Origin of the sequence: Tsuneonella flava, assembly GCF_002870965.1 — a bacterium.
In the GTDB taxonomy this organism is placed as follows: Bacteria; Pseudomonadota; Alphaproteobacteria; order Sphingomonadales; family Sphingomonadaceae; genus Tsuneonella; species Tsuneonella flava.
In genome coordinates this window covers 485261-510722 of sequence record NZ_PHSO01000006.1, presented here as the reverse complement: position 1 = coordinate 510722, position 25462 = coordinate 485261, and the positions used below count along the sequence as shown (strand labels likewise).

Annotated in this window: 21 protein-coding genes and 3 pseudogenes; 16 read left to right on the top strand and 8 right to left on the bottom strand. The window is 57.3% G+C overall.

Annotation, left to right across the window (positions count from 1 at the left end; all coding sequences use genetic code 11):
* Positions 1–881 (bottom strand): annotated as a pseudogene (locus CV013_RS12180) (hypothetical protein); the annotation flags it as partial.
* 33 nt (positions 882–914) lie between these two features.
* Complete coding sequence (locus CV013_RS12175; protein ID WP_102155924.1) at positions 915–2132, bottom strand: hypothetical protein; 1218 nt, start codon at positions 2130–2132, stop codon at positions 915–917.
* Between the two features lie 237 nt (positions 2133–2369).
* On the opposite strand from CV013_RS12175, the gene CV013_RS12170 reads away from it, so the two are divergent.
* The 12 genes from CV013_RS12170 (at position 2370) to CV013_RS12115 (ending at position 18277) form a co-directional block, all read left to right on the top strand.
* Positions 2370–4406 carry an AAA family ATPase gene (locus tag CV013_RS12170; RefSeq protein WP_102155923.1) on the top strand — a complete coding sequence of 679 codons (2037 nt, stop codon included), beginning with the start codon at positions 2370–2372 and terminating at the stop codon, positions 4404–4406.
* 155 nt (positions 4407–4561) lie between these two features.
* Positions 4562–5086 carry a hypothetical protein gene (locus CV013_RS12165; RefSeq protein WP_102155922.1) on the top strand — a complete coding sequence of 175 codons (525 nt, stop codon included), beginning with the start codon at positions 4562–4564 and terminating at the stop codon, positions 5084–5086.
* Between the two features lie 134 nt (positions 5087–5220).
* Positions 5221–6585 (top strand): DUF2779 domain-containing protein, encoded by a 1365-nt coding sequence (locus tag CV013_RS12160; RefSeq protein WP_232806594.1) that lies wholly within the window; start codon positions 5221–5223, stop codon positions 6583–6585.
* Positions 6586–6679: 94 nt separating this feature from the next.
* Positions 6680–7618 carry a helix-turn-helix transcriptional regulator gene (locus CV013_RS12155; protein ID WP_102155981.1) on the top strand — a complete coding sequence of 313 codons (939 nt, stop codon included), beginning with the start codon at positions 6680–6682 and terminating at the stop codon, positions 7616–7618.
* Between the two features lie 9 nt (positions 7619–7627).
* Entirely contained in the window at positions 7628–8662 is a 1035-nt protein-coding gene (locus CV013_RS12150; RefSeq protein WP_102155920.1) for a PGN_0703 family putative restriction endonuclease, read from the top strand.
* A gap of 73 nt (positions 8663–8735) precedes the next feature.
* Complete coding sequence (locus tag CV013_RS12145) at positions 8736–10673, top strand: DUF262 domain-containing protein (protein ID WP_102155919.1); 1938 nt, start codon at positions 8736–8738, stop codon at positions 10671–10673.
* Between the two features lie 288 nt (positions 10674–10961).
* Positions 10962–11990, top strand: coding sequence for a hypothetical protein (locus CV013_RS12140; protein ID WP_102155918.1), 1029 nt, complete (start codon positions 10962–10964; stop codon positions 11988–11990).
* Between the two features lie 474 nt (positions 11991–12464).
* Positions 12465–12818, top strand: coding sequence for a Rid family hydrolase (locus CV013_RS12135; RefSeq protein ID WP_102155917.1), 354 nt, complete (start codon positions 12465–12467; stop codon positions 12816–12818).
* 30 nt (positions 12819–12848) lie between these two features.
* On the top strand, positions 12849–13916 hold the full coding sequence (locus CV013_RS12130) for a zinc metalloprotease (RefSeq protein ID WP_102155916.1): 1068 nt from the start codon (positions 12849–12851) through the stop codon (positions 13914–13916).
* On the top strand, positions 13913–15430 hold the full coding sequence (locus CV013_RS12125; protein WP_102155915.1) for a flavin monoamine oxidase family protein: 1518 nt from the start codon (positions 13913–13915) through the stop codon (positions 15428–15430). The genes CV013_RS12130 and CV013_RS12125 overlap by 4 nt, the downstream gene beginning before the upstream one ends.
* Complete coding sequence (locus CV013_RS12120; protein ID WP_102155914.1) at positions 15430–17070, top strand: thiamine pyrophosphate-binding protein; 1641 nt, start codon at positions 15430–15432, stop codon at positions 17068–17070. Before CV013_RS12125 ends, CV013_RS12120 begins: the two co-directional genes overlap by 1 nt.
* Positions 17071–17242: 172 nt before the next feature.
* Positions 17243–18277 (top strand): M28 family metallopeptidase, encoded by a 1035-nt coding sequence (locus CV013_RS12115; RefSeq protein ID WP_157935772.1) that lies wholly within the window; start codon positions 17243–17245, stop codon positions 18275–18277.
* 530 nt (positions 18278–18807) lie between these two features.
* On the opposite strand, the gene CV013_RS12110 is transcribed toward CV013_RS12115, so the two are convergent.
* A complete protein-coding gene (locus CV013_RS12110) occupies positions 18808–20001 on the bottom strand; it encodes a tyrosine-type recombinase/integrase (RefSeq protein ID WP_102155912.1) in 1194 nt (397 codons plus the stop codon).
* Positions 20002–20068: 67 nt separating this feature from the next.
* Here CV013_RS12110 and CV013_RS12105 point away from each other — a divergent pair, with 67 nt between their 5' ends.
* Positions 20069–20248 (top strand): hypothetical protein, encoded by a 180-nt coding sequence (locus CV013_RS12105; protein ID WP_102155911.1) that lies wholly within the window; start codon positions 20069–20071, stop codon positions 20246–20248.
* A 112-nt stretch (positions 20249–20360) separates the two neighbouring features.
* Here CV013_RS12105 and CV013_RS12100 read toward each other — a convergent pair.
* Positions 20361–20537, bottom strand: a pseudogene (locus CV013_RS12100) (IS3 family transposase); the annotation flags it as partial.
* Between the two features lie 19 nt (positions 20538–20556).
* Positions 20557–20868: pseudogene (locus CV013_RS16095) on the bottom strand (IS6 family transposase); the annotation flags it as partial.
* Positions 20869–21026: 158 nt separating this feature from the next.
* Between CV013_RS16095 and CV013_RS12090 the strand changes: the two are divergent.
* The 3 genes from CV013_RS12090 to CV013_RS12080 are packed head-to-tail and all read left to right on the top strand — an operon-like array spanning position 21027 to position 22968.
* Positions 21027–21989 (top strand): NADP-dependent oxidoreductase, encoded by a 963-nt coding sequence (locus CV013_RS12090; RefSeq protein WP_102155910.1) that lies wholly within the window; start codon positions 21027–21029, stop codon positions 21987–21989.
* A 17-nt stretch (positions 21990–22006) separates the two neighbouring features.
* A complete protein-coding gene (locus CV013_RS12085; protein WP_198591867.1) occupies positions 22007–22477 on the top strand; it encodes a MauE/DoxX family redox-associated membrane protein in 471 nt (156 codons plus the stop codon).
* Positions 22478–22482: 5 nt separating this feature from the next.
* On the top strand, positions 22483–22968 hold the full coding sequence (locus CV013_RS12080; RefSeq protein ID WP_198591866.1) for an RrF2 family transcriptional regulator: 486 nt from the start codon (positions 22483–22485) through the stop codon (positions 22966–22968).
* A 260-nt stretch (positions 22969–23228) separates the two neighbouring features.
* On the opposite strand, the gene hmpA is transcribed toward CV013_RS12080, so the two are convergent.
* Genes hmpA through CV013_RS12065 form a run of 3 tightly spaced genes read right to left on the bottom strand, consistent with a single transcriptional unit; the run spans position 23229 to position 25456 of the window.
* The gene (gene hmpA, locus CV013_RS12075) at positions 23229–24440 is read right to left on the bottom strand and encodes an NO-inducible flavohemoprotein (protein WP_102155908.1); all 1212 of its coding nucleotides are present in this window, start codon (positions 24438–24440) and stop codon (positions 23229–23231) included.
* 48 nt (positions 24441–24488) lie between these two features.
* Positions 24489–24767 carry a DUF1971 domain-containing protein gene (locus CV013_RS12070; RefSeq protein WP_102155907.1) on the bottom strand — a complete coding sequence of 93 codons (279 nt, stop codon included), beginning with the start codon at positions 24765–24767 and terminating at the stop codon, positions 24489–24491.
* A 2-nt stretch (positions 24768–24769) separates the two neighbouring features.
* Positions 24770–25456, bottom strand: coding sequence for an alternative oxidase (locus CV013_RS12065; protein WP_102155906.1), 687 nt, complete (start codon positions 25454–25456; stop codon positions 24770–24772).
* Between the last annotated feature and the right edge of the window lie 6 nt (positions 25457–25462).

Here is a 25462-nt window from a genome sequence, read left to right as displayed (position 1 = left end):
GCCAAATGTTCTGACGACGGACATTGTTCGTACTCCGCGTAGTAACGTCGACGATCCTCGTTCCTGCGATCGACGAAGTTTCCCGACAAACCGCTCAGATGCGAAAGGTCGATCCGACCAGTGGACTTTGCAAACGCGTCCACCACATGCGGCTTAGGTTTGGGCGGTTCCTCGATCGGGTACTTCGCCATGATCTGCCCGACCGTTGGAAGGTTTGGCACGATCCGGTCAGGAATCTCGATCTTTAGCTTCTCTACATCGCCAGCAAACCCAATCAGCGGTTTGGGGCGCGCAGTCTTAAGCTTTTCAAGCTCCTGTTTCGCTTGTCGTAGTTCCCGTGTTTCAGGGTCGGTCTCGTCTGGAAGCCTTAGCTCGTCCGAGAGTGTCAGGATGTTCACGGGACGCGATCTGAGTTTGAGCTTTAGTCCGCCATCGCCTGACGCGATGTATGTCGGAAAATTTGTTTCACCCGCGATCTCCAACGCACTCGCAATATATCGGTCATCATCAACATCTGGGGAAAGGCGATTTGCCGAGAAGTCTAGGGTCGGCTCCTTGTCATGAAATATTAGCGTGCAATTTGATCGGAGCGTGATGGGATCGGCTTTGTCCATCATCTGCACAAAAAACTCTATTCCCTTGCTTGCTCGCTTTTTGATGACAGGCGATGCGCCCGTAGCCTTCTTCCGTTCGAGTTCTGTCATCAAGGCAGGAACGACCACCAAATTACAAGCCGACGATCCGGCGATGGCCGGCCAATCAATTTCGTCAATTCGACGATAGTGAAGGACTATGTTCGCATCGACGATGATGTTGCAGGCTGACATCCCGCCAATATAGGGTCTTGATGTAAATTCGGGAGGCCCTTTGGCTACAGGCACGTGTGCTGATCAGTCCCCAATGAGTGGTCGCGATCACCATCTCGCGGGTTTGAAATCCCGATCATCTTCCACTCCGAACAAATTAAGATCTGAAAAGCGCTGCTCAAGGCCGCTCGGCGTCAGCAGTGCTTGGATTTCACTGATCTGGCCATTCAGCCAATGTCTGAACTCCTGCACACGGCTTTCTTCATTGCCCTCAGGCCCGCAGCAAGCGCGTGCGAGCAACGACTCCAGCCTATCGAGGCGCAGGCAGGCATCCAGGAGTTTAGATAATTCACCGTCCCTGCGCTCTTCGATATACTTGAACCTTGCTTCTTGCTCTTGGCGCTGCCGTTGCTCTTCGCGTCTCCTTGCTTGCGCCTCATCTTCGCGCTTCCGTTCTGCTTTCGCTGCGGCAACGACTGCGATCCCAACCGCAATCTTGTCCACCAGGTCTTCGAGACGTTGGCGCTTACCGTCATTGAACGAGCGACGTGGCGAAGCGTGGCGATAATACCAAACGGGCTCAAACGAGATCGAGAGCCGACCTGTCGTGGTGTAGTCCCAATCAGCAAACGTCGGATGGGGATCGCCAAATTCGTAACGCCAACCGCGCCTTTCGTGGCGCTTTTCCCAGGCGGCCCGCTCGGCCTTCTCACTTCGGGTTAGCTCATGCTTTGCCCGTGTGTAGCCTTCCGAGATTTCGAATTTGACCGTTTGAACCCCGTCTGAAAAGCGACTGGGCTCATCATCGCGTGTGAGCTTGAAGCCCAGTACCTCGGCTGCGGCTTCCAGCTTGGGCAGGAAATCAGCGACGCGGCCAACCGATCGCTTGGCAATGCTGCACGAGATCAGGCCGGCTTCGTGAACACAGATCAGTCCCTGGTCGTTTGCTTTGCCGCGCCGCAAGGCGGCCATCGTGTTTCGAACGATGAGCCCGCCGCGCTTCGGTCGACCGTCAAGCGATTGAGGCGCAGAGCGAAACTTCTTCTCGGCAACCTCAGCCGCTTTCGTTTTCCACTCCGCCGCAGGCGCCGACCGGATGGTGATGGTGTCGGGCCTATCATGTTCAAATTCGGGTAAGGGGATTTGTTTGACGTCTTTGCCCGCTGCCTTCTTCGCCCACCAGCCCAACGGAGGATTGGGGATGTGGTGCTTACGGCAGACTTTGTGGAGCGCGACGTCGGAGACTCCAAGCTCACTGGCAAGGTGGATCATGGGTTTCGACCAGACGAGATCGTAGAACTCGCGGCGTGTGAAGCTTAGGCTCATTTAGGTCCTTCGGGGAGTTCGCTCTTGTTCACTCGTTGGCGCTTGCCAATGTTCTGAGATGCAACGTTTTATCCCGCATTTTCCGATTTTCAGGATTTGCGGGATAAAACCGGCCAGATCGTGTCAAATCTCGATCATGAGTTTCTCGATGTGCCCCCGGCCGCGCAGCAATGGCGCTCAGATAACTAAGCGCGCAACGTGTCCGTTTTTGTCGCATGCAAGTTTTATCGGCTCTTTATGAGGAATCGAAAAGCACTCCGCAGCAAGAACAATTACTCCTACGGACTGCATCAGCCCGCAGCAGCAAGCGATGGCGAAGCGATACGCTTTCGGCTGGCTTGGGCGGATGCGGTTAGCCGCATGTCCCCGCTCATGCTCAGCCGTCACGGCGAGGGCCTCCTTAGTGTTTTCTCGCGCGTGAAAATCGATGATGCCGAACTGCCCGATGTCGATGCAGCAGAGATCAAGCCAGCCGACCGGCCGCAGCTGATCAAAGAGCTTGCCGGCGCATGCCGTAATACTTCGCGACGCCTTCCAAAATCGGAGCTCGACAAGATCGTCGGCTGGCTCGGTGAGCTCTTGGGACTCGACAGTCTCGATCAAGCGATCGTGTCGCTTTTCGCCCGCGTCAACCTGTTCGAGGAATGGCAGGAACTGCTGGATGTGCTGCCGGGGAACCGCGGTTCTCACCTCACACCGGGCGCGATAGCGCCTATCGTGGGTGCTACCGCTAGCGCTGTCGAAAGCCGTCTGATGGTCTCGGCGCCAATTTGTCACGGTGGACTAATCGACCGGGATCCTGACGGCGAATTCTCGGCGGCCAATTACCTGCTTCGCATTGCCCGCTCCGGGGCACGAAGCAAGGCGCAGCTTGTTCGAACCCTGATGCCCCGCTCCTCGCGATCTTCCCTTCGTTGGGAAGATTTCGAGCACCTTGGGTTTCCCCGAGAGATCGCCGAAAAGCTTGTCGCCAGTGGCGAAGGCATCTCAATTCTTCTCTATGGTCCACCCGGCACCGGCAAGTCGGAATTCGCGCGCCTCCTGGCTTCGCGAGTGGGCGCGAAGGCCCTCTTTGCCGGTGAAAGCGATGACAGCGGCCGAGAGCCTCACCGACGAGAGCGTCTTGCTCACCTCATGACGCTGCGGGCACTTACGCGCGGTGACCAGACGCATCTTATCGTCATGGACGAGGCTGACGACGTTCTTCTTCTCGATCCCGAAGAGCGCGGGCATCGTTCCAAGCTGTGGCTCAATAACCTCGTCGAATGCGGCGAACGGCCGACAATCTGGATCATCAACGAACCGCGCCGACTTGAGGAATCGATCGTTCGGCGGATGGATCTCGCTGTTGAATTCCCGAAGCCCACCCGAGCGGTTCGCGAGAAGATAATCCGGCGGCACATTCGCAAAGAGAAGCTCAGGGTTTCTGACGCCACAGTGATGCAGCTTGCGGGTCTGCCGGCGGCACCAGCGATCCTCGCGTCTGCTGTGAGGGGCGCAAAGCGGGCCGCCGGCTCGGATGACGACGTGCTGACAATAGGAAATGAGCTCGTCTCAGCGGTGTCGGGGCGACGACCGCGTCCATTCCGACCCCAGACCGCTTATGATCCCTCCCTTTCGGTTGCCGATTTCGATCTCGCAGAGCTTTGCTCGCGGATGAAACAGGCGCGAGCCTCGGGCTGGAGTATTTTGCTTTCCGGGCCGTCCGGCACGGGAAAAAGCGCCTATGCGCGGCACCTGGCTGAAGCGCTGGGTATCGAGGTTATCGAGAAGCGCGGCTCCGATCTCCTCAGCCCCTTCGTCGGCGGCACCGAGCAACTGATGGCCCAGGCATTTCATGAAGCGGAGCGAGCTGGAGCCTTGCTCTTAATCGATGAGGCCGATGACTTTCTCAGCAACCGTGAAGGCGCCAACAGAAGTTGGGAGCGCAGCATGGTCAACGAGATGCTGCGACAGATGGAAGGCCTACGGCACCCTTTCGTGGCGACGACCAATCATGCGGCGACGCTCGATCCCGCATCGCAGCGGAGGTTTACCATGCGCGTGGCTTTTCAAACGCTCGATGCGCGGCGGACACTTACGCTCTTTGAGCGCTATTTTTCCACTAAGTATCCTGCGAGCCTGGCCCCTCCCGTCGATCAGACTCCGGGCGACTTCGCCGTCGTTGCCGCGCGGGCCGATCTGCTCGGCATCAGCGACCCGAACGTCTTGGCACAGTGGCTGCGTCAAGAGGCGGAAGCGCGTGGCGCGGTGATCCGACCGATCGGCTTCTGATCCTATTTGGTCTCGGACCAATAGGCAGCGACGCCGATCGCTTCCGTCCTAACGGCAATTTTTCAATTGCTTATCGCTGTCAGAGCTTACTATGTCCGTTTTTGTCGGGGGTCGATCTTAGAGGGTGTTTCGAGATCGATAGAGAGGTGGGGTAGATGGAAAGAGCACGAATTCGCTGGATCGAACCGCAACACACGGGCGATGACTTCGATCAGATCAAGTACGCCATGGAAATCGGTGACGATGAAGGTCCGATTATCCTGTTGCCGGTTGGCCAGCATGGCAGGGGTGTGAGCAAGGCCAGCGGCCGCTATCCCGCGCAGCTTTTCGAGAACCCCCTCTGGCTCATTGCTCACCTGGTCGAGCACGCAAGTGATCTCGATCGCGAGTTCTGGATCGGGATTTGCGAGGATCCGCAGCGTAGCACCGACGCCGTTACGTCTGGTCTCTGGTACTTCAAGGAGCTCCTGAACCGCCTCGGCGGAATGAACCGAAGCAGGCGCCTCCCTGCCAGGGGCAGACAGGAAGCGGACAGATTTGCTGCCATGACCTATGGCGCGATCTCAGAGCCGCCCCTGACGGCTATCGACATCGTTATCGAGAACAGCGGTGACGCTTTCGACGATATTGCCAAGGCATTGGGCGACCTGCCGCGCAGCATACTGATCTCTCGCGCTTGATGGCACAGGCCTTGTCCCATCTTCGTCGGCCCGGACTTTCGAAGTCCCGCATAAGCGCTTTCGAGCAATGCCCACGCCGCTTGTGGCAACAGGTCCATGCGCGCGAGCGTTCTGATGTCGACGCGTCAACGCAGATGAGTTTTGCTGCCGGGCATGCTGTGGGTGATTTGGCCTGTTCCCAGATTGCAGATGGCATCATGGTCGAGGCGGAACCCGATCTGCAGGCTGCCTTGACTCGAACAGCCGAACTCGTGGCAATCGCAGATCGACCAATTTTCGAAGCAACCTTCGAGCATGAAGGCGTGCTCGTTAGGGTCGATATTCTCGTCCCGGAGCGCTCCGCCGCCGGGGTTGCCTGGCACATTTATGAAGTGAAGAGTTCGGGCAGTGCCAAGTCGTATCACATCGGCGATCTTGCGACCCAGTACTGGGTGATCGCAAACTGCGGCGTAACCATAGCGAGCGCATCCATTCGCCACATCGATACGAGTTTCGTACTCGCGACGCCGGACGACTATAACGGCATCTTCAGCGATGCCCCGCTAATGGATCAAATCTCCGGGATCGCGGCGACGCGGGACGCCATGATCGAAGATATCCAGGAGATGCTCGCGGGCGAAGAACCTGTCTGCACGACCGGCACGCATTGCAGTTCGCCGTTCGCCTGTGAATTTTCATCGCACTGTTCAAGTCTCGAGCCTGCAGGACCAGAATGGCCCATTGGCGAGCTGCCCAATACCGGAGCGCGCCTTGCCGAGAAATGGTCCGCCGAGAGCGTTTTCGAAATTGCGGATCTCCCCGAAGATGCGGGGCTGAATCCTCTCCACACGAGAATCAAACACGCGGTCCGCACGGGAGAAGTCTATCTCGATTCTGACGGTGTCAGACAGGCCACGGCCGGCTGGGCCTTCCCCCGTATCTGGCTTGACTTTGAGACCATCGGCTTCGCGATCCCGCGTTGGGTCGGAACCAGCCCCTATGGTCAGGTCCCCTTTCAATTCTCTGCGCATGTCGAGCAGGCAGACGGCGAACTGATCCATGTCGAGGCTCTCGACCTCTCGGGGCGGGACCCCCGCGAGCCCATAGCCAGTGCGCTGGCAAAACTTCCTCGCGAAGGGGCCGTTATCGCGTGGAACGCGGGATTTGAGCGGCGCTGCTTGCGCATGCTGGCCGAGGCCGTGCCTTGCCATCGCGAGGCACTCTTCTCGCTCGCAGAGAGGACGGTCGATCTGCTCCCTGTCGCTAAGGCCCATTATTACCACCGTGACCAACGGGGCAGCTTCTCGATCAAGGCGGTACTTCCGACGCTATTGCCTGACCTGGCATATGGCGATCTCGCGATCGCTGACGGTGGGGATGCTCAACTCGCCTATGTCGAGGCGACCGATCCTGGGTGTTCAGGAGAGCGGCGTGCCGAACTGGCGGCAGGCCTGGTCGCCTACTGCGAGCGCGATACCCTCGCCATGGTCGAAATCTATCGCGAGCTCTCGGGGAGGTAGGAGCGTGGCAGAGCACCGAAAGGCACCGCTCGACCGGGTCCTCACTCTCGTGCGGGCGCTTGCAGATAGCGTCGAGGGACTAACATTGGACGAAATGGCGGAAGTCCTTGGGCAGAAGCGCCGTTCTGCCGAGCGGGCCCGCGACACGATCGCGCTCCATTTCGACCTGGACGAGATTGAAGATGGCAGGCGTAAGCGCTTTCTGATCCGAGACTCGCTCCGTCGCCACTACGTCCGCCCGAATGCTGCTGAGCTGGCAGCACTACAGGCAGAAGTGCTGGCCGCATCGAAGGCGAAATCCCCTCGAGCAGAACTGCTCGACGCGTTGCTGGTAAAGCTCCGCGCCAGCTTCGACGGGATGGAAAAGCGTCGCGTCGATCGTGACTTTGCCGAACTCGCCCGATTGCAGAGGACCCTGGTAGGGCCGGGCGCCGTCGCGGCGGTGTCATCCGAAACACTGGCGGCAGCGTCTCAGGCGATCTTTGCCGGTCAGTGCCTGGAGTTCGATTACCGGCGGGAGGGTGAGGATGAGACGGTCTGGCGCAGGGTCATCCCGTACGGCATTTTACACGGCACCGTCAGCTATCTCGTCGCGGCTTTTCCGAAGGGCGGATACGGCCTGGTGACCTATCGACTCGATCGGGTTCAGAACGCTGTGGTTTCGGACATTGCGGGCGCGGCACCGGAAGATTTCGATCTCGATGAATGGCTGGCCGGCAGTTTCGGCATGTTTCGCGAGCAACCGTATCAGGTGCGCCTACGCATCCTGGCAGAGGCCGCGCAGCGGGCACGTGAGTGGCGGTTCCATCCGAAGCAGGAATTGAAGGAGCTACCCGACGGATCCGTGCGGGTAACATTTACCTCGGGCGGTCTGCTCGAACTCGCGAACCATCTCTTTGCCTGGGCCGGGGACCTGGTCATCGAAAGCCCTGACGAGCTGAAGGCTGTGATGGCCGAGCAGCTCGACGCGGCACGAACGGCAATCTCCGGATCGCATCCAGATATGTCCGAAAATGACGTGGCAGGTGGTTAGACTATTCTTATGAACAAAGAAGACATGATTCCCGACAAGCCCTCGGCCCATTTTGCCAAGCAGCAATACCGACAACAGGAGCAGTTTTTTGCAAGCTGCGACGACGCCGTCACTGGTTATCGCGGTCAGGCAGTTCGATTGATGCCTGAAAACTGGGCAGCGAATCTGCACCCGGATTACCGACAACGGATTGTCGATAGCTTCTCCTATTCGGATGAGCATACGCAGTCCATCGGATGGCATACCCACGTCAATCATGGGGCATCATCGCAGGTTTGCTGCGTGAATTTTCTCTTTCCTTTCGTCGACCGTCCCGATGTTCTCGGCCGGTGGATAGATCACGTGCTCGGCATCGATGGCGCCCAGCCCGAAGTCATCGAGCGGCGCAATGGCGAGGATCACTACGTTGCTTTCGAGTGGTTCCCCGAAACCGATTACCTCAACGAGGCCGGGAAGGACGGGAAGCGAAATCGCGGAAGCAATTCGACCTCGGTTGACGCGGCCGTGCGCTATCGCATTGGCGGGGAGCTTCATCTGCTTCTCATCGAGTGGAAATACACCGAGAGTTATCCCTCCAAGCGCGATCCCAGGTCCATGTCGGGAGATGCCACGAGGAAATCGCGATACCACAATATCTGGCAGCGCCCACATGGACCGATCCGGGCCGATGTGGATGTGCGGCTCGAAGATTTCTTCCTCGAGCCATGGTATCAGCTACTTCGTCAACAGATGACGGCCTACCACGCAGAGACCGACCCGCTGAGCGAGTATGACCGGGTCGCCCTGCTGCATATTTCGCCGAAAGAGAATTCGGCGCTGAAGCGCGCAAGAGGCGAGCTTTCGCGGTTTGGGGACGAAGTATTCGAAGCTTTTGGCAGCATGATCGACCCAGCATTCCGTGATCGGTTCATCTCACTAGACACCAGCACGGCATTCGCCTGTCTTGAACGTTGGTCCGACGTAGAGTGGGCGCAGTGGCTCCGAGTTCGGTATCCAATCCTTACATCAGACAGGACAAACCAAATCCCGGTGGAATTAAGATAACGACAAGCTTGCTTAGGTGGCCGTAGAGGCGCCTAAGCGAAGCGAACCCAAGTCGATTTGAAAAGGTATAGCAATGGGTATCCAAGATCTTGGCGCTCGGCTTTTGACAATGCCAGAAATCTTTGCGGATAATATTTTCGTCGTCCCAGATTACCAACGAGGTTACGCTTGGGATGAAAAGCAGGTTCAGGATTTGTTGCAGGATCTGGACCATCTGATCGACGATGGGATATCCCAGAAGCACTACACTGGAACGCTGGTTTTGAGCCATGAAGGCCGACCCGATCGGTTCAACGTGGTAGACGGACAGCAGCGGCTTACGACATTGGTGATATTGGCCAAGGTGCTTTTTGATCACCTTCCAGAAAACGAACGGCCGAGGATAGAACGTTTATATCTCAAAAGGGGAAAGCTTGGTTCCGCTGAGCAAGTCCTTACCCTCAATTCCGATACACGTCGTTTCTTCGAAAATGTCATCCTAGATGATCGGCCGAAGAGCAGCGAACCGAGCCGCCTTGAGTCACATGATAGGCTTGTCGAAGCTCGAAAGGTCATCAGAAAATGGATTCAAAAGCGCCTTAAGAGCGGTACTCAGATTAAAGATGTCATGCGTACCTTAGAGAGCGACATGGGGTTCATTGTTTTTGCGCCCACGGAAGACGCCGAGACGGGCGTCATGTTTGAGGTAATAAACAACCGGGGCAAGGATCTGAGTGAACTTGAGAAGATTAAGAACTATCTCATCTATTGCAGCGTGAAATTGAATGCGGCGAAGCTGCGGGAGAGCATCGATTCAGAATGGTCTGAAATACTGAAATACCTACACACAGCCAAAAAGACAGCAGACTCGGATGAAAACTCTTTTTTGCGCTATTGCATGGCTGTCCATTTTAGCTTGAACAAATCCGATAGTCAGAACGGCTACGTCGAGCTTAAAAAGTTACTGGCTCTGGATCAAGCGATCGCAACCGAAGAATCAAGAGACGTTGCCGTTCAAAAGATCATAAGCTTCGTGACATTTTTGAAAAACGCTTCGCACTGGTACGCCCGATTGTATGGGCAGATGCATGAGGGCTTGAGTGCCGACCTCGTCCAGGTCCTTGATCAAATACGAGGCCAGGATCGGCAGGCTTCGATAATGCCACTTTTCCTCGCCCTAGTGGTGAAAAATCATTCGTTAGGCGAGAGCCTTGTGCGCTTGTTGGGGCTTCTCGAAATCCTGAATTTTAGGGTCTATATCGCTAGAAATATGACCAGCCGAAACGATAGCGGCCAGGCTGAATTGTTTCGGTACGCTTCATCATATTATCACAATCGGCTTCTCGAAAATTTGGACGTATCGGCAGAAATCGGAGGTCTCGATTCAGAGGATAAAGCACTCGAAGTCCAATTACTCGAGTTCATTTTCTGGAATGCCCCTGAGAGCGAATTTATAAGCTCGTTCATGCTTCGCGAAGGCGAAATGGACGACTTCTACCACTGGAATGGTTTGCGGTATTTTTTGATGAACTATGAGCAACATCTGCAGCCGAACAAGACCATTAAGATTGACCGAATTTTGAAAGCTCGGAAGGATGGAAAGTCCAATGACTATCTTTCTGTTGAGCATCTTTGGGCTACTCGAAACCGCGCGGATGAGGGACAGAATATCCGCCCGATCGATCGACATGAGCGCAGGCGCCTAGGAAATTTCGTTTTGTTGGAGCTCAGGCTCAACATCCAAGGCGACTGTGACGATCTCGAAGATAAAAGCCTCCGCTATCTCGAGGGCCTAAACGGAGAGGCTGGGACGGATCTTCAGCATGTGAAAGAAGCCGTGAGCACAGCCAAGAAGTCGATCAAACTTCGCAAGAACAAAAAGCGTCTAAAAAACTATTATCTCGAGCTCTACCGCGAGATCAACGATCGCAATGAAGCTCGCTACATCGATTTTGCCGCTCGGCGCTGGTCATTATCCAATTATGTTGGATTTGATGAAATAAAGGCTGCGTATGAAGAGGGCGAAGATTAAGGTCCAACCGCTTACTATACCGTAGGAGCAGTTAATGCTGCGCCTGATGTTCGGACTTCAATGCTTATCTCTGGCGTACGCGTGACTGTTTTATCGCAATTGCTCAGGCGCTTTCGCTTCGGGGAATTGTCGGGCGCTTGCTCATAGCATTCGCTTAATGAACAATTACGCTCCGAGAATACCGCGCGGAACCAACACGGTCAAATCGAATTTTCGGCGAAATCTGATTGAGCGACGCCGACCCGGCGCTACGATACCTGCCATGACGAAATCGGCAGCGATGCGACGATGATTTCGGACGATCTTTTTCCCGCGCTGGTTGAAGGCGCGCGCGAGGCCGTATGGGATTCGTTCGTTTACGCTCATCGCGTGACCAAGCACCGTGTTCCCGAGGAAGTCGAACATGTCTGGGCGCTGGTCGAGACCGGGACGGTGCGGCTCGCCGCCGAATGGCGGCCCGTCCTTGCCCGGCGTGGCATCTCGCTGCGTGTTACCGGCGTTCTCATACACCAGACGCCGAAAGCGCACTACGATCACCCGAAAGACGGACCGGTGAAGCCCGAACTTGGCGACCTGCTGGTTGTCCATGATCACATCGGCGTTGCTCCCTCACGTCGCGCGCTGCTGCTTCAAGCTAAGCGCATGGTCAACGGCGTCCCGACCAGCGCCCCGGATGTCCATCAGGAATATCTCTATCGCCATTGGCCCGATTTTACGTTGCACGGCCGTGGCGCTGGTCGGCCCGCAGCACCCTATCTGCCAGGCCATCGCACGATCAGCCCCAATTCTGGCGGAAGCGTATACGGCTTGGTCGACGACTACGCCCAGCCGCACGGGCGCTGCGCAATCTGTCATCCCCAGCATCTTTATCTGTTCCCGTGGATGGCTGCTGACCCGGCCGGTCCGGCGCTTGCCGCTGGCGCAGAAGATCTAGGCAGCCTGCTGACCAACATGCTCTATTCGACCGCTTATCCGCGCGGACGCGCGGCTCAGCAGATCACCGGCCACCTCGCGCTCAGCACAGTCGGAGCTCATAACAACCATTTTGACGTGACTGTCGAGGAGCTGTTGCGCCTCGCCGCCGCGCGAACCACGTCTTTCAAACGCTACCCTCATATTGGCGGGACACGCGGACGATCCATCCTTTGCTTTCAGGATAAGCCCAGCGGTGGGCCTCCGCTGCCGGCGACCGGCGAGGCCTTTATTCCGAGCGGCGACGGCGAAGACCGCGAGCGACCACCCGAGACGATCGAGGACGACGATGACGGGGGTATGTCGGTCCTGCTGATCGAAACCGGTAGCGAGAGCCGGGAATAGGATGGAGGAGGGAGAGCAGCGGCGGGGAGTCTGGAGCCCGAACGGGCAGTGACTTTCTTGTCTTTCGAACCTCTCATCAACTTCGAGTCCCAAAAAACCTATCGTGATGTTCGCCTAACCAATTGGCGTGTAATAAAAATTCTGAAGCGCTTGATATCGAGACTCGCATCCCGGCCCGCATTGCCTCCCAATGTACCTTTCTCGAGGTCTGGAACTGGGCCGGTTCCACACTGTCCAATACTAGCAGCCATTTCAATCATAGCGGACGAAAGGGTTCTCTCAAAAGTTTTCTGGAGAAGTCATAACATTCTCCTCATTAATTCTCAAATTTCGACGCCGAAGTTTCATCTGGACTGCATCTCACAATGCAATGAAGAATAAAAACAACGGTCTGGCTTTGGGTGTGTCTTGCCTTTGACTCCCTAGAGACCGATAGTTACGGTCGAACAATGGGCGTTTCAGAGGGAGGCTGACATGATTGGTCGATTACAGCCAGGTTCGCTGTTTAGCGAAGCGACCTTCTTCAACAGCGTTCTTTCAGTTTCCGGCCAAGTCGCCATTGATCATCGCAGTGAGCAGATTGAGCGGCAAACAAAGGAAGTCCTCGAACGCATCGAACGATTGCTTGAGGAAGGCAACTCGGCCCGAGACCTGCTCCTCAGCGCAAGCGTGTTTCTAACATCGCGCGAATTGATTGAAGGGTTCAACACGGTCTGGGCGGAATGGCTGCCGAGTAATGCGGCTCCGGCACGCACGACAATTGTCTGCGAGCTTCTCGCGCCTGATTTTCTTGTCGAGGTATCGGTAGTCGCTGCAATCAGGAGTTAGGCAAACAGGCGCAATACAGGGGGAGATAAGATGGCGACAGAAAGAATGTGCGGAACAATGCCGCTTCATTTCGAAGCGGTCGAGGCGGAAACCGGATACGCTCAGACACGTCGTATGGAGGAAGCTCTTACCGCTTCGCTGAGACGTGCACCGCTTGAGGGAATAGTACGCATCCCGGTCGCGGTGCATGTGGTGGCTGCGCGTGAAGAATTCCAGGTCTCCGATGAGCAAATTAATCGCCAGATCGAGGTTCTGAACCAAGATTTTCGTGCGTTAAATCAAGATCGCTCGCAGATCCCGCAAGCTTTCGCTCACTTGGCGGAAGATGCTCAAATCGAGTTCGCCCTGGCCACACGCGATCCTGCGGGCCGGCCTACCGACGGCATTATCCGCAAGCAGACCACGATCGAACGCTTCCCAGCTCATTTCAATCCAAATGAGAGCCTTACGTTACAGATCGCTCGCGAATTGATGCTGGCCGGCACAGGGTCGGTGGCTTGGCCGACCGAGAGCTATCTCAACATCTGGGTATGCAATATGAGCCGTAACCCGCTCGGATTTGCTGCTTTCCCCGGCTCGGCCCCTTGGCGCGACGGCGTGGTCATTGACTACACTTGTTTCGGCGTTGGCGGCACGGCCCGCCCTGACTTCGATCTGGGAAGAACCGCAACACACGAAGTCGGCCATTGGCTCAATCTTTTGCATATCTGGGGCGACGACGGCAACATGTGTACGCGATCCGACAATGTCGACGATACCCCTAACCAAGCCGGAGCCAATTACGGGACGCCGACCTATCCGTCGATTAGCTGCAACAATGCGCCACACGGCGACCTCTTCATGAACTTCATGGATTACGTGAACGATTCCGCGATGATCATGTTTTCGCGCGGACAAGTGGAACGAATGCGAGCCACCCTTCAGGGGAATCGGTCCGGCTTGCTGCGCTCAAAAGGTCTTGCTGAACCGGAAGAGCCCGCGCAGCGCGCAACCGCGAAAATCCTTGCGGCGAACGCTTTCGGAAGGGAGGGTCAGGCTGCGGAAGAGGTTTTCGACGGCGTTGATTGGGTTTCGGTCGGCGACGGAGAAAGCGAATGATCCGGCGCGGTTTCGGCTCAAGAAGCGTAGAACGGGAAGCGACGCTGCGGGTTCGGAAAGCCGCAAGAGAAATCCCGGAAGAGGTCGAGACTGTCCGCTCGCTGGGAAAGGCACCGCCGGGACGCAAAGTCCTTGTCGTCGGTGCTGGGATGGCGGGACTGTGCGCAGCGCTCGAATTGGAGTCGCTGGGTTACGAGGTGACGGTCTTGGAGGCCGACGAATTTCACGCGGGCGGCCGCGTTCGCACGCTTCGTTTTGACGGCGGCCGTTACGGTGAAGCAGGGGCAATGCGCATTCCGCAAGATCACGAACTTACCCGTTTCTATATCGACCAGCTCGGGCTGACGATGCGTCCCTTTGTTTTTGCAAACGAGAAGGCCTGGCTATCGATCAGGGGCGGTAAATATCGGATGGGCGAAGCCGAGAAAGCTCGTCAGTTGTTCGATCTGTTGGAGGATGAGAAACTTCTTACCGATCTACAGCTGTGGCAGCGCGCGGTCGGCACACTTGCAGCGGCTTTAAGCGATGCCGAACAGGAAGATCTTTATCGTCATTCACCCGAATTTCTCGGTTCGATGCGCCTTGATGAGCTTTCCCTTCATGGACAGTTCCTGCAATCGGGGCTCAGCAGCGAGGCGATACAGTTGCTAGCAAGCAGCTGGAATCTTGAAACGACACTGCAATTCGGTTTGGCTGAACATCTGCGTGAAGAACTGGAAGGTGTTTGGGCCGAACCGTTTGACGAAGTTGCCGGCGGACTTGATCAGTTGCCTCACGGTATTGCTGCCAAATTGGGGAATCCGGTCGTGTTCGGCGCTCCTGTGGTCGCGATGGAGCAGTCCGATGGCGGGGTGACGGTATACGCCCAACAGAACGGACAGCGCAAAACCTATCAAGCAGACTGGCTGATCTGCACAGTGCCGCTCGGCGTCTTGCCGCGGATCGATTACGCTCAAGGATGGTCACCGCGAAAGGCAGATGCGATACGTCGCGTCAATTACGACGACTCCACCAAGGTTCTAGCGCTGACCAAATCGCGCTTTTGGGAAGTTGAAGACGGAATTTTCGGCGGGGGCTCGGTAAGCGACGGAGTTCTGGGGTCGACTTGGTACCCTTCGGACAATGCCGTCGAAATGTCCGAAGAGAAATCGCGTGAACCCTCGGTCCTCTTGGCCTCCTACAGCTGGGGCCAGACCGCCAGGCGAATGGTGGGCATGGATCGCGAGACTGTCGTAGATGACCTTGCGATCCTCCATGAATGTTTGAGGAGCGATCCCGATCAGATTGAAGACCTCGTTACTTGGTCGTGGAAAGACCATCCATGGAGCGCCGGCGCATATGCGTTTTACCATCCCGGCGACCAGACCGAACTTCATGGGCCTTTGATGGAAAGGGAGGGGCGGATCGTTTTGGCCGGTGAACACGCTTCGCTACACCATTCATGGATACAAGGCGCGATTTCTTCCGGCCTGCGGGCCGTCGAACAAATCGCATCGATCGAGGCGGCTAACTGATGGCGAACATTGCCGATTATCTCGTCCGGCGCCTTCAAGAGAACGGCGTCAAGGTCCTTTTCGGAATACCCGGAACATCATGCGCCAAAGTGTTTGAGAGTGCCATCTCTGCGGGACTGCGGACTATCGTCAACAGCAGCGAGCTAGACGCCGGATATGCTGCGGACGGCTATGCGCGCTTGCGGGGATTGGGCGCCGTCTCGGTGTCCTACGGCGTCGGCACTCTAAGCCTTATCAATGCCGTAGCCGGGGCATTCGTTGAGCGAAGCCCGGTGGTTGTCATTAACGGCGGCCCCGGAGCGAAGGATATCGCCTACGAGCGGCAATACGGAATTCTGTTTTCTCATTCTACGGGCCGACACTTAACGGATTTGGCAGCTTTTCGGGACGTTACGGCCTTTGCAGTGAGAATCGAGCATGCCGGCGAGGCGGCCTCCGCGATTGACCACGCCGTGACAGTGGCGATGCGTGAGAAACGGCCGGTTTACATTGAAATTCCTCAAGACCTATGGACTGCTGAATGCTCGGTGCGGAACAACGCGCTCGATCCGTCGCGCAATCCGACCGGACTGGAGGAAGAAATTGCTGCCGCCGTCCAGGATCGCCTTTCGGCTGCGCAAAAGCCCGCCGTTTTGGTTGGGGCCGAAGTCGCAAGATATGGTCTCTACAAAAGCGCAGAGCAATTTCTCGCGCATTCGGGACTGCCATGGGCTTCAACCTTGCTCGCTAAGACCGTAATTCCGGAAGATACGGCAGGTTTTGTCGGAGTTTACGACAGCGATCTCGCGCCCAAGCCCGTTAGGGAAGTAATCGAGAGTTCCGACTGCCTCATCACATTGGGGTGCGTTTTCGGAATTGATCATACGCTCCTGGTTCGCGATTCCTTCGATAAAATGATTGCAGTCGGCGACGGTCTGGCGCGTTTCGGCGCCGAGGTACCGCGCCGTGCCGAGCTTGGCCCGGTGTTGGAAAACCTGGCAAAGGGCAACTACTCCAGCGCGCCGCGACCGGCTGATATCGATCCCGTGGGAGACTACGCCGAGCGACGCAGCTGGGTTGAGCAGGAGTCGCCGACCGAACTGACCCACGAGCAGTTATACAGCACGATAGATTCCCATTTATCGGAAGACTGGCAGATTGTGCATGATACCTGCCTCGGCAGTTATCCGTCTGCCGATCTCAAAATGCCTGGACGTAATGCCTTCATGTGCTGTCCCGTTTGGCTGTCGATCGGGCATTCGATCGGCGCTGCTGTCGGCGCGGGTCTGGCTGATGCACGCCGGCCGCTCGTAATCTGCGGCGACGGCGGCTTCCAGATAACGGGGCAAGGGCTGTCCGCAATGGTCAGGGCCGGGATCGAGGCAGTGGTCATCGTTATCGACAACGGAATGTATGCCATCGAGCAGTATCTCATCGACGCAAGCTGGTATCGGGATCCTGATCGCGATCCTCTTCCGTATGTCGGCTTGAACCGGTGGGATTACACGGGTTTCGCCAAATCGATGGGTGTGTCGCACACGGAAACGGTTTCTACTCCCGAGGAGCTGGCGGCGGCGCTTACTGCCGCCGAAGATTGGAAGGGCGTCGGCCTTATATCCGCTCGCGTTTCAGCGCGCGACCTGCCCCCGGAGAACAGCTGAAATGGATTTGTATCTGTCCTGGATGGATGAAAGGGCTGCAAAGGCCGGACGAACGACTGCGGCTTCTCGGGGCGAAGCTGTAAGCCGCCTCGGCAGTCTAACGATCACCCGTAACCCACCGCCTCGCGATATGAGCATGCGGGGCACGAAGGTGACTGCGCAAGGCGATTTCATGATTGTCGCTCAGAAAGGCAGAAGTTTTCAGCGCGCGAACCCAGATGCCAGAGTCATTGTCGACCACGGCCGGTATCTCCTGATCGATTGGCCGGAAAACAAAGAATGGGTCGAGGAGCCGGGATGTTTCGCTGTGGTCCCCTACGAGGACGGTGCTCTCGACATGGGACTGCGGAAAGGAACCGCGCGGCCGAGACGATCTGAAATTGCCGATGCCGTTGGAGCGATTTCGGCTGATGAATTGCGCCTTCAAGTTGAGCGACTGGCGGCGATCCATTCGCGTCATTCTGCGGAAGCGGGTTATCTCGAGGCTCTCGATATCTGTGAGACCATTCTCGAGGGCGCCGGTTGTGAACTTGAGCGTCAGGAATTTCCGCTTGGCGACACTAGGTCCTGGAACTTGGTGGCCAGACGCCGCGGGGCAGCAGCGAACCCCAAATTGTATGTGATCGGTGCTCACCTAGATTCGGTGAATCACGAAGGCGGCGACGGTGCGCGAGCTCCGGGCGCGGATGATAATGCTACGGGATCGGTAACGGTGATGCAGGCTGCAGTTGCACTTAGCAGCTTTGCCGAGCTCAAGCATGACGTTTGCCTTGTACTGTTCGGAGGTGAAGAACAGGGCTTGCATGGCAGCAGGCACTTCGTAGAGTTGCTCGACGGCGCCGACCGGGATCGTTTGAGCGGCGTCGTCAATATCGATATGGCGGGCAGCCGCAACATGCAGGAACTCACAGTTTTGCTTGAAGGCGCGCCGCTCTCCCAGACAGTCATCGACGATCTGGCCGATATGGCAAAGACCTACACAGAACTTGAAACGCAGGTCTCGCTTAGCCCGTATGCCAGCGACCATGTGCCGTTCATCGACAAAGGAATTCCTGCAGTACTGACGATCGAGGGCGCCGACGGCGCCTACCCACACGAGCACACGGCCCGCGACATATCGAGCAACCTCGACTTTGAATTGCACCGTCAAATCACGATGATGGACGCTGCGTGGCTTATCGAGAAGGCGGCATTCGGCGAGGATTGACTTCACACAGCCAAAGTCCAGGGGGCGAATGCTACGACCCACACCAAATTTCCGTGTCCGATGCGCAAATGAACAGTGGTCGCAGCTCAATCTAGCAAAACCCCAAAGCGAAAGTTAGGAGGGCATCGACCATGACCGCTCTCGGGCAATCAGCGCTCTGACCTCGATGGCCGATATTAAGGCGCAAAGCGTACGTCGATTGAGCTTGTCTTTCGAAAACGTAGAGTCAATTTTGAGTCCTGAAAAAGGCACCGAACCAATGCATTAGGCGACTTTTGAGGGCCTTTTGAGGGCTTTTCGCAGACGCCCGAATTCCTAACTATCTGATAAGACGTAGAAAAGTAGTCCGAATGTGATGCCTCTTCTGGGCACCAGTAGCTTCTTCGTGTAGCATCGCGATTAAGCAAAAATAATTGAAAATCATTTAGAAAATTTGGTTCGAACTTCGCGCTTGGTCGCCGGGGATTGCGTGAATTCGCATGTTGCGGGGGTTCAGTTTGGGGGTCTTTTTCCATTCGGCCGCCAAACCTCTAGACCGCATTCATCTGCTTCAGAGAATCGATCTTGTCCGACCACCACTGCATCATCCTAACGCGCTCGTCCCAATATTGCGTGCGGTTGTAGACTGCACGGACGGCATTGCTGTCCTGGTGCGCCAAAGCGCGTTCGATGGCATCAGGATGAAACTCGTTACTCTCGTTCAGCAGCGAGGAGGCGGTCGTGCGGAAACCATGGGCAGTCATGATTCCCCCATATCCCATCCGCTTGAGCGCGCCGGTGACGGCGTTCTCGGAGAGCGGCTTCTTGGGGTTGAAGCTCGGAAATACATATTCGCTGTAGGCGGCGACGTCCTTCATGGAACGAATGATGCTGATTGCCTGCCGAGAAAGAGGCACTCGGTGCTCACGACGCATCTTGGTTTTACCCGCCGGGATCGTCCAGATAGCTGCGTCGAAATCGACATCAGCCCACTTCATCGTGCGGATCTCACCAGGGCGCTGGAAGAGGTGCGCCGAGAGCTTCATCGCGGCATTGGTGGACGGGAAGCCGCTATGCCCATCAATTGCTCGCAGCAGCTCTCCTAGCGCCTTTGGCTCGATCACTGCGGGGTGATGGCGAACAGACGGTGTCGTCAGCGCGCCGCGCAGCGCCGGAGCAGGATTGTTGCCTGCACGGCCAGTCGCGATAGCATAATTGAGCACGCGCCCAACAAGCGACCGGAGCCTTCGAGCAGTCTCGCGCCGACCAGAGTCCTGAATGTCGTTCAATGCCGCAAGGAGCATCGGTGCTGTGATCTCCCTGACCGGCAGGCGGCCGATTTTTGGTTCGACCAACGACAGCAGCCACTCGTTCTTTTTGCGGGTAGCATCACTGATCGTCTTGTCGCCGTCATTCGCTCGCTTTGCGTTAAATTCGCGCGCGACGGAAGCGAACGTATGTTCGGCTGCGAACTGCGCTTCGAGTTTTTGATCGCGGCGCTTCTGAAGCGGGTCAACGCCATCAGCAACCAATGCGCGCGCTTCATCTCGTTTTGCGCGAGCTGACTTGAGACTTACATCGGGGAATGGGCCGAAGCTGATCTTCTTCTTCTCTCCTTGGAAAGAGTATCGAAGGTGCCAGCGCTTCGATCCGTTCGGCGAGATTTGAGGATAGAGCCCCCTCTCATCTGGTAGCTTCCATGGTTTCCATCGCGGCAGCGCAGCCTCAATCTCTTTGAAGGTCAGTGTGGACTTGTAACGGTTTTGTGTCCGTCATCTGAGAGCACATTGCTCATTCGAGGAGATCGAAGATATGATCAAACACGGAGCAGAGTTTCAGCGTGAACCGGTGCGCATTGCACTGACCAGCGGTTTGCCGAGCAGGCGCGTTGCGGCCGATTTGGGCATTGGTCTGTCGACGTTGACCCGCGGGGTGAGCTTGCATCGGAGGGAGGATTTACCGACCAGCCCCGATACCGATCTGGCATTCTAGAACGAGCAGCTTCGCCGGGAGAGCCGTGCCCTCAACGAGGAGAGAGAGACATTCTAAAAAGGCTGTGAGTAGCCCTAGTTTTCAAGACGCCTTCCGCTTTCAAAATCTGCTGTCATTCGAACTGGGCGGGCGACAGTATCCCGTTCCTGACCTACTTACGCACCGGGTTGTAGAACATTTCGACGTAATCGGACACGTCCTGCCGGGCTTCCTCGCGGGTTTTGTAGGTCCGGCGCCGGATGCGTTCGCGCTTGAGCGAGGAGAAGAAGCTCTCGGCAAGTGCACCATCGGCAAGCTCAGGACAGGGTTGCACGCCAGAGGGAGTGTATGTCGCTGTTAATCTTCACGTAGACCTCGTCCAGGTGCCACTTTCACTGCCGACCTCCCGCATCCGGCTGACCCACTGGCGCCTAACGCCGGCTGCAAACAGCGAGCTGAACCTGTTCCTCAAGTGCCACACAGTCTCGTGGCAGATGTCGATGCCGCGCTCAGAAAGCAGGTCCTCGACGTTTCGCAGAGACAGAGGAAACCGGACATAGATCATCACCACGAGCCGGATCACCTCGGGCGAGGAAGTTGGAATAGCGGAATGGGCTGGCGGGCTTGCGCGGTCTGGGCATCGCGCCGCCCTGCCCGCTCAGTCCTAACCCGCAAGGGCATTTGCTCTGACAGGGCCACACCCGGAGTTGAGGCTCTCTCGTCAACACAATGGTTGCACATGCCTGACGGCCTTGCGTCTAATCATGGATATAATATGTAGACGATAGCGAATTGCAAGATGGAGGCTAAAATGAGAGCCATAATCCGAGACGGGGTCATGACATCGCCGACCGCGACGACAGGAGAGGTCGATAACCCAAATCCTTGTCCAGATAGGTTGCTGGTGCGTCCTCTGGCTGTAGGTATTACCGCTATGGAAACTCACTGGCTTCCTACTTGGAAAAAGGCGGATGGATCGGCGAGGAGCGCGCCGGTGATATTGGGGCACGAGTTCGCCGGCGAAGTCCTCCGCGCTGGAGAAAACGTGGCGGATTACAAACCGGGTGATCGGGTCATCGGCCATATTCGCCCATACGACGATGGCGCTTGTGCAGCGCTCGTAAGCGTTCACCCGCAGGATGTGGTCTCGCTACCAGCGCCGCTGGATCCGCGGTTGGCATCGGTTCTGCCCCTTGCCGGCCTGACCGCTTGGCAAGCGCTTTTCGATCATGGAAGACTTGAGAAAGGGCAGAAAGTCTTGATCCACGGCGGCGCGGGAGGAGTCGGTCATCTCGCTGTCCAACTCGCAAAGTGGCATGGCGCTGAAGTCATCACGACCTGCGGGCCGAACGATCTCGAATTTTGTCGTGCGATCGGTGCGGATTTGGTGATCGACTACACGCAGGATCGGTTCGAAGACCTCGCCAACGAAGTGGATCTGGTTCTCGACACCATTGGCGGAGATACCCAGGAGCGCAGCTGGAAAGTGATTCGGCGCGGCGGGACGCTAGTCACCATAGCGGGCGAAAAAGAGGATGCCCCATCCCAAGAACGAGCCGAGCGCCAAGGCATCAGGGCCCTGTTTTTTATCGTGACGATGGACCGCAATCAACTGCAGAAGCTGATCGCGCTTCAAGCTGACGGCCACCTGCATCCGGTTGTTGATCGTCTATATGCTTTCGATGAGGTGCTCAGCTTCTTCGAGGGCTCCGATTTCCGTTCCGGGAGAGGCAAAGCAATCATGCTGCCGCTCAGGCCATGAAAACGTTTCGATCCGCGATGAGGGCTTCCGATATGTTTCCAAGAGATGTGGCGCTCTGGGCCGCAAGAGCCGCCTTGGCCATCACCTTCCTGTCGGCAGTCGCCGATCGGTTTGGCGCATGGGGTTCTGTGAAACTTCCATGGGTAGACTGGGGCGACATGACTGTCTTCACTCAAGCGACGGCTGCGCTCAATCCATGGATGCCAAGCTGGCTTGTGCCCGCATTTGCATGGGGCGTTACCCTCCTGGAGATCGTCCTCGCAGCAGTGCTGCTCTTGTTGCCTAACCATAGGTGGCCTGCTGCCGCGAGCGCCTTGCTGCTGCTTTGTTTTGGCGTGGCGATGGCGGTGTTTCTGCATCCAAAGGAACCGCTGAACTACAGTGTCTTTACTGCCAGTGCCTGCGCATTCCTTCTCTATGCCTTCATCGATAGCCGCCAGGTCACCTCACTTGTCAGCCCGAAAGACAAGGCTAAATTCCGGCAATGAGAAGAATGAGCGATGGTGTCGAAGCGGGTCTCCACTGCATGCTGGTCCTGGCCGGCCTCCGCGACGGAAAAGTGCTCTCTGGCAAAAGCCTCGCGGAGTTGCACGGGGTGTCGGAAAGCTACCTGCTCAAGCATCTTCGCGCCCTGACTGCTTCAGAACTTCTGGAGGCGTTGCCCGGTCCGCGAGGCGGATTTCGTCTAGGCCGACCTGCTGCAAGTATCACGCTGCTCGATATCGTTGAAGCAATAGATGGGGCGAGACCGTTCTTTGTGTGCCGGGAAATTCGAAGACGCGGTCCGGGAAAGGCCTCCGACCCGTGTGTTTATTCTACGGATTGTTTCATCAAGACCCGCATGCTCGCTGCTGATCAGGCTTGGCGGAATGCACTATCTCATCAGACGGTGGCTGATCTCGTTTCAGATAGTGAGAAGTTCATCGACGATCATAACAAGCAAGCGGTCGCAAGGTTCGTTGATGAACAGGCGCGATAGCCGCCAAGCGGTTAGGGCCGGTCATTAAGTCTGGTTGCTCTGATCCCTGGCTGATCAGGGCTGACTCCGATACCAGCACCGCCAAGGCCCCACGGCGCCACCAGAAATGGCAGCGCCGAGGTGTCGGGGAGCAGCCTGGCCCTGATCGGGCCCGTTAGCGCCAGTGCAATTTCCAGCGCCGATGGCCGATCGGGCCGGATGCATCCCGAGCTGACGCCAGAAGGCGGGCCTTTTCAATCGCTGCAAGGGATAGGGGCCTCTCAGGCGGCCAGCAATTCGTCTGCTGGTCCGAAGAATTCATAGTGGATGCGACTGGCCGCTACTCCAGCCTGCGAGAGCGTTGCAACCGCATGACGCAGAAAGGCGCGGGGTCCGCAGATGTAGTAGTCCGCTTCGGCAACGGGGGTGTGGGCGAGCAGCCATTCGTCGGTGATAATTCCGGCGATATCGTAGTCTCGGCCCGGAACTTCGTCGGGCAGTGGCTGCTGATGAAAGTCGGTGATGCTGACAGAACTAGCCTTAGCGGCCAGAGCCCGGACATGATCGCGCATCGCGTGGGTGGTGCGATCGTGCGTACCGTGGACATAGTGGATCGGCACGGCGCCTCCCTTCGCCACGAGCGCTTCGAGCATCGCCACCAGCGGAGTCAGGCCAACCCCGCCCGACAGCAGCACCACCGGCCGCTCAGTCACCGCATCAAGGAAAAACTCGCCTGAAGGTGCCGCGACTTTGAACCTGGTGCCAACGCCCGCATTATCGTGCAGCCAGCCCGAGGCCAGGCCCTGCGGTTCGCGTTTCACCGAGATGCGATAGCTCTCTCCATTGGGCGCGGCCGAAATAGAATAGTTGCGCTTCACTGGCGCATGGCCGGGAATATCGAACGAGAAGGTCAGATACTGGCCGGGCCTGTGTGCCATCACTGGCTCACCGTCGGCGGGGCGCAGCGTAAACGAGGTGATGACGGCGCTTTCCGGCGCAACCTCGGCCACTTCGAACTCGCGCCATCCGTTCCAGCCACCTTCGGCGGTGCGTTGGTCGGTATAAAGCCGCTCTTCACGCGCGATCAGAATATTGGCGAGGAACCAGTAGGCTTCGCCCCAGGCAGCGAGGATGTCATCGGTCGCCGCGTCGCCCAGCACCGCCTTGATCGCACCGAGCAGCGCGTCGGCAACAAAAGGGTAATGCTCGGGCACGATCTGCAAACCGACATGCTTTTGCGCGATCCGCTCCACCGCAGGGGCAAGCGCCGCGAGATTCTCGACATTGCTGGCATAGCTCAGGATGGCGCCGGTCAACGCGCGCGACTGCGATCCTGAACCACCGTGGTGGGACTGGTTGAACAGGGCCGCGATATCGGGGTTCTGGAACAGGCGGTCATACATTTCACGCACAATGGCAAGGCCATGGGCTTCGAGTGCGGGCACTGTGGCCTTGACGAGCGCGATGGTCTGCTCGCTGAGCGGCTGCGACATACAGTTCTCCTGAGATGAAATCGTGGTTCGGGACGGGATCGGCGCCGATCAGAAACCCGGCGGAGGCTGGTCCCAGAAATCTACCTGCATTTTCATCGGCCCCACTGGCGTGACGAAATGCGGCTGCCCCGGCTCTATCAACCCCGGCCGAGCAGGGGCGAGGATTACCTCGCTGGTCGGATCGAGATAGGTGAGCCGGAGCTCTCCCTCGATCACCCGGATCACTCCCCACACGCCCGCCTTCGTATCGTGGCGGGCGCGCAGGGCAGCGGGCAGGCTATCCTGATCGAACACAGGGGTGGAGCGATAGGGGCCCGGTTCTGACATGGTCAGGCTGCCAGCTTGATATCGTCGGCGTGTTCGGGATACGGAGCGATATTCAAAGGGGCAGCCTCGCCTGCCAGTTCATCGGCAAAGCCATGGTTGACGTCGCGGTGATGCGCTTCGTCGGCGCGGACCACCAGCACCACGTCGCGCAAGGTGGCTGAATCGGGCAACTTCCAGTAATGGCGGGCTATCAAGGGGGCGGCAACATTGGGGCTGCGACCCTCATCGATCTCCTTGAGGTAGAGAGTGTAGCTGATCACCGCCTCCTCCTCGAAATAGCCAACTACGCGGTGCGCGGTGCGTGCGCTCACCAGATAGAGGCCGAAGAAGGCGAGATAGAACGCCCACTGCACCAGCAGGATCACCAGCCGCTCGAATAGCGATGGCTGCGCGATCTCGATGAAGGTCATCAGGTGCATCCGCTCGTTCTCGGCTTCTTCCATCAGGGTGCGGATCCAGCCGTTGTCACCCTGCATCCGGCGCAGGCACCTGAGGTGGGTGAGCGTGGCCCCAACCATGCCCGGCACGGCGGCGACTGTTTCGAGCACGATGGCGCGATGGCCGTAGCGCTTTGCGAAGAAGGTATCGGCACAGAAGCGCAAGACCTTGGTAAAGCCGAACGCGATCCGATCACGCAGATCGCGCGGGGCGTGGTGAACGGTGAGATCGACCATAGGAATGTCGGTCATGGCAGC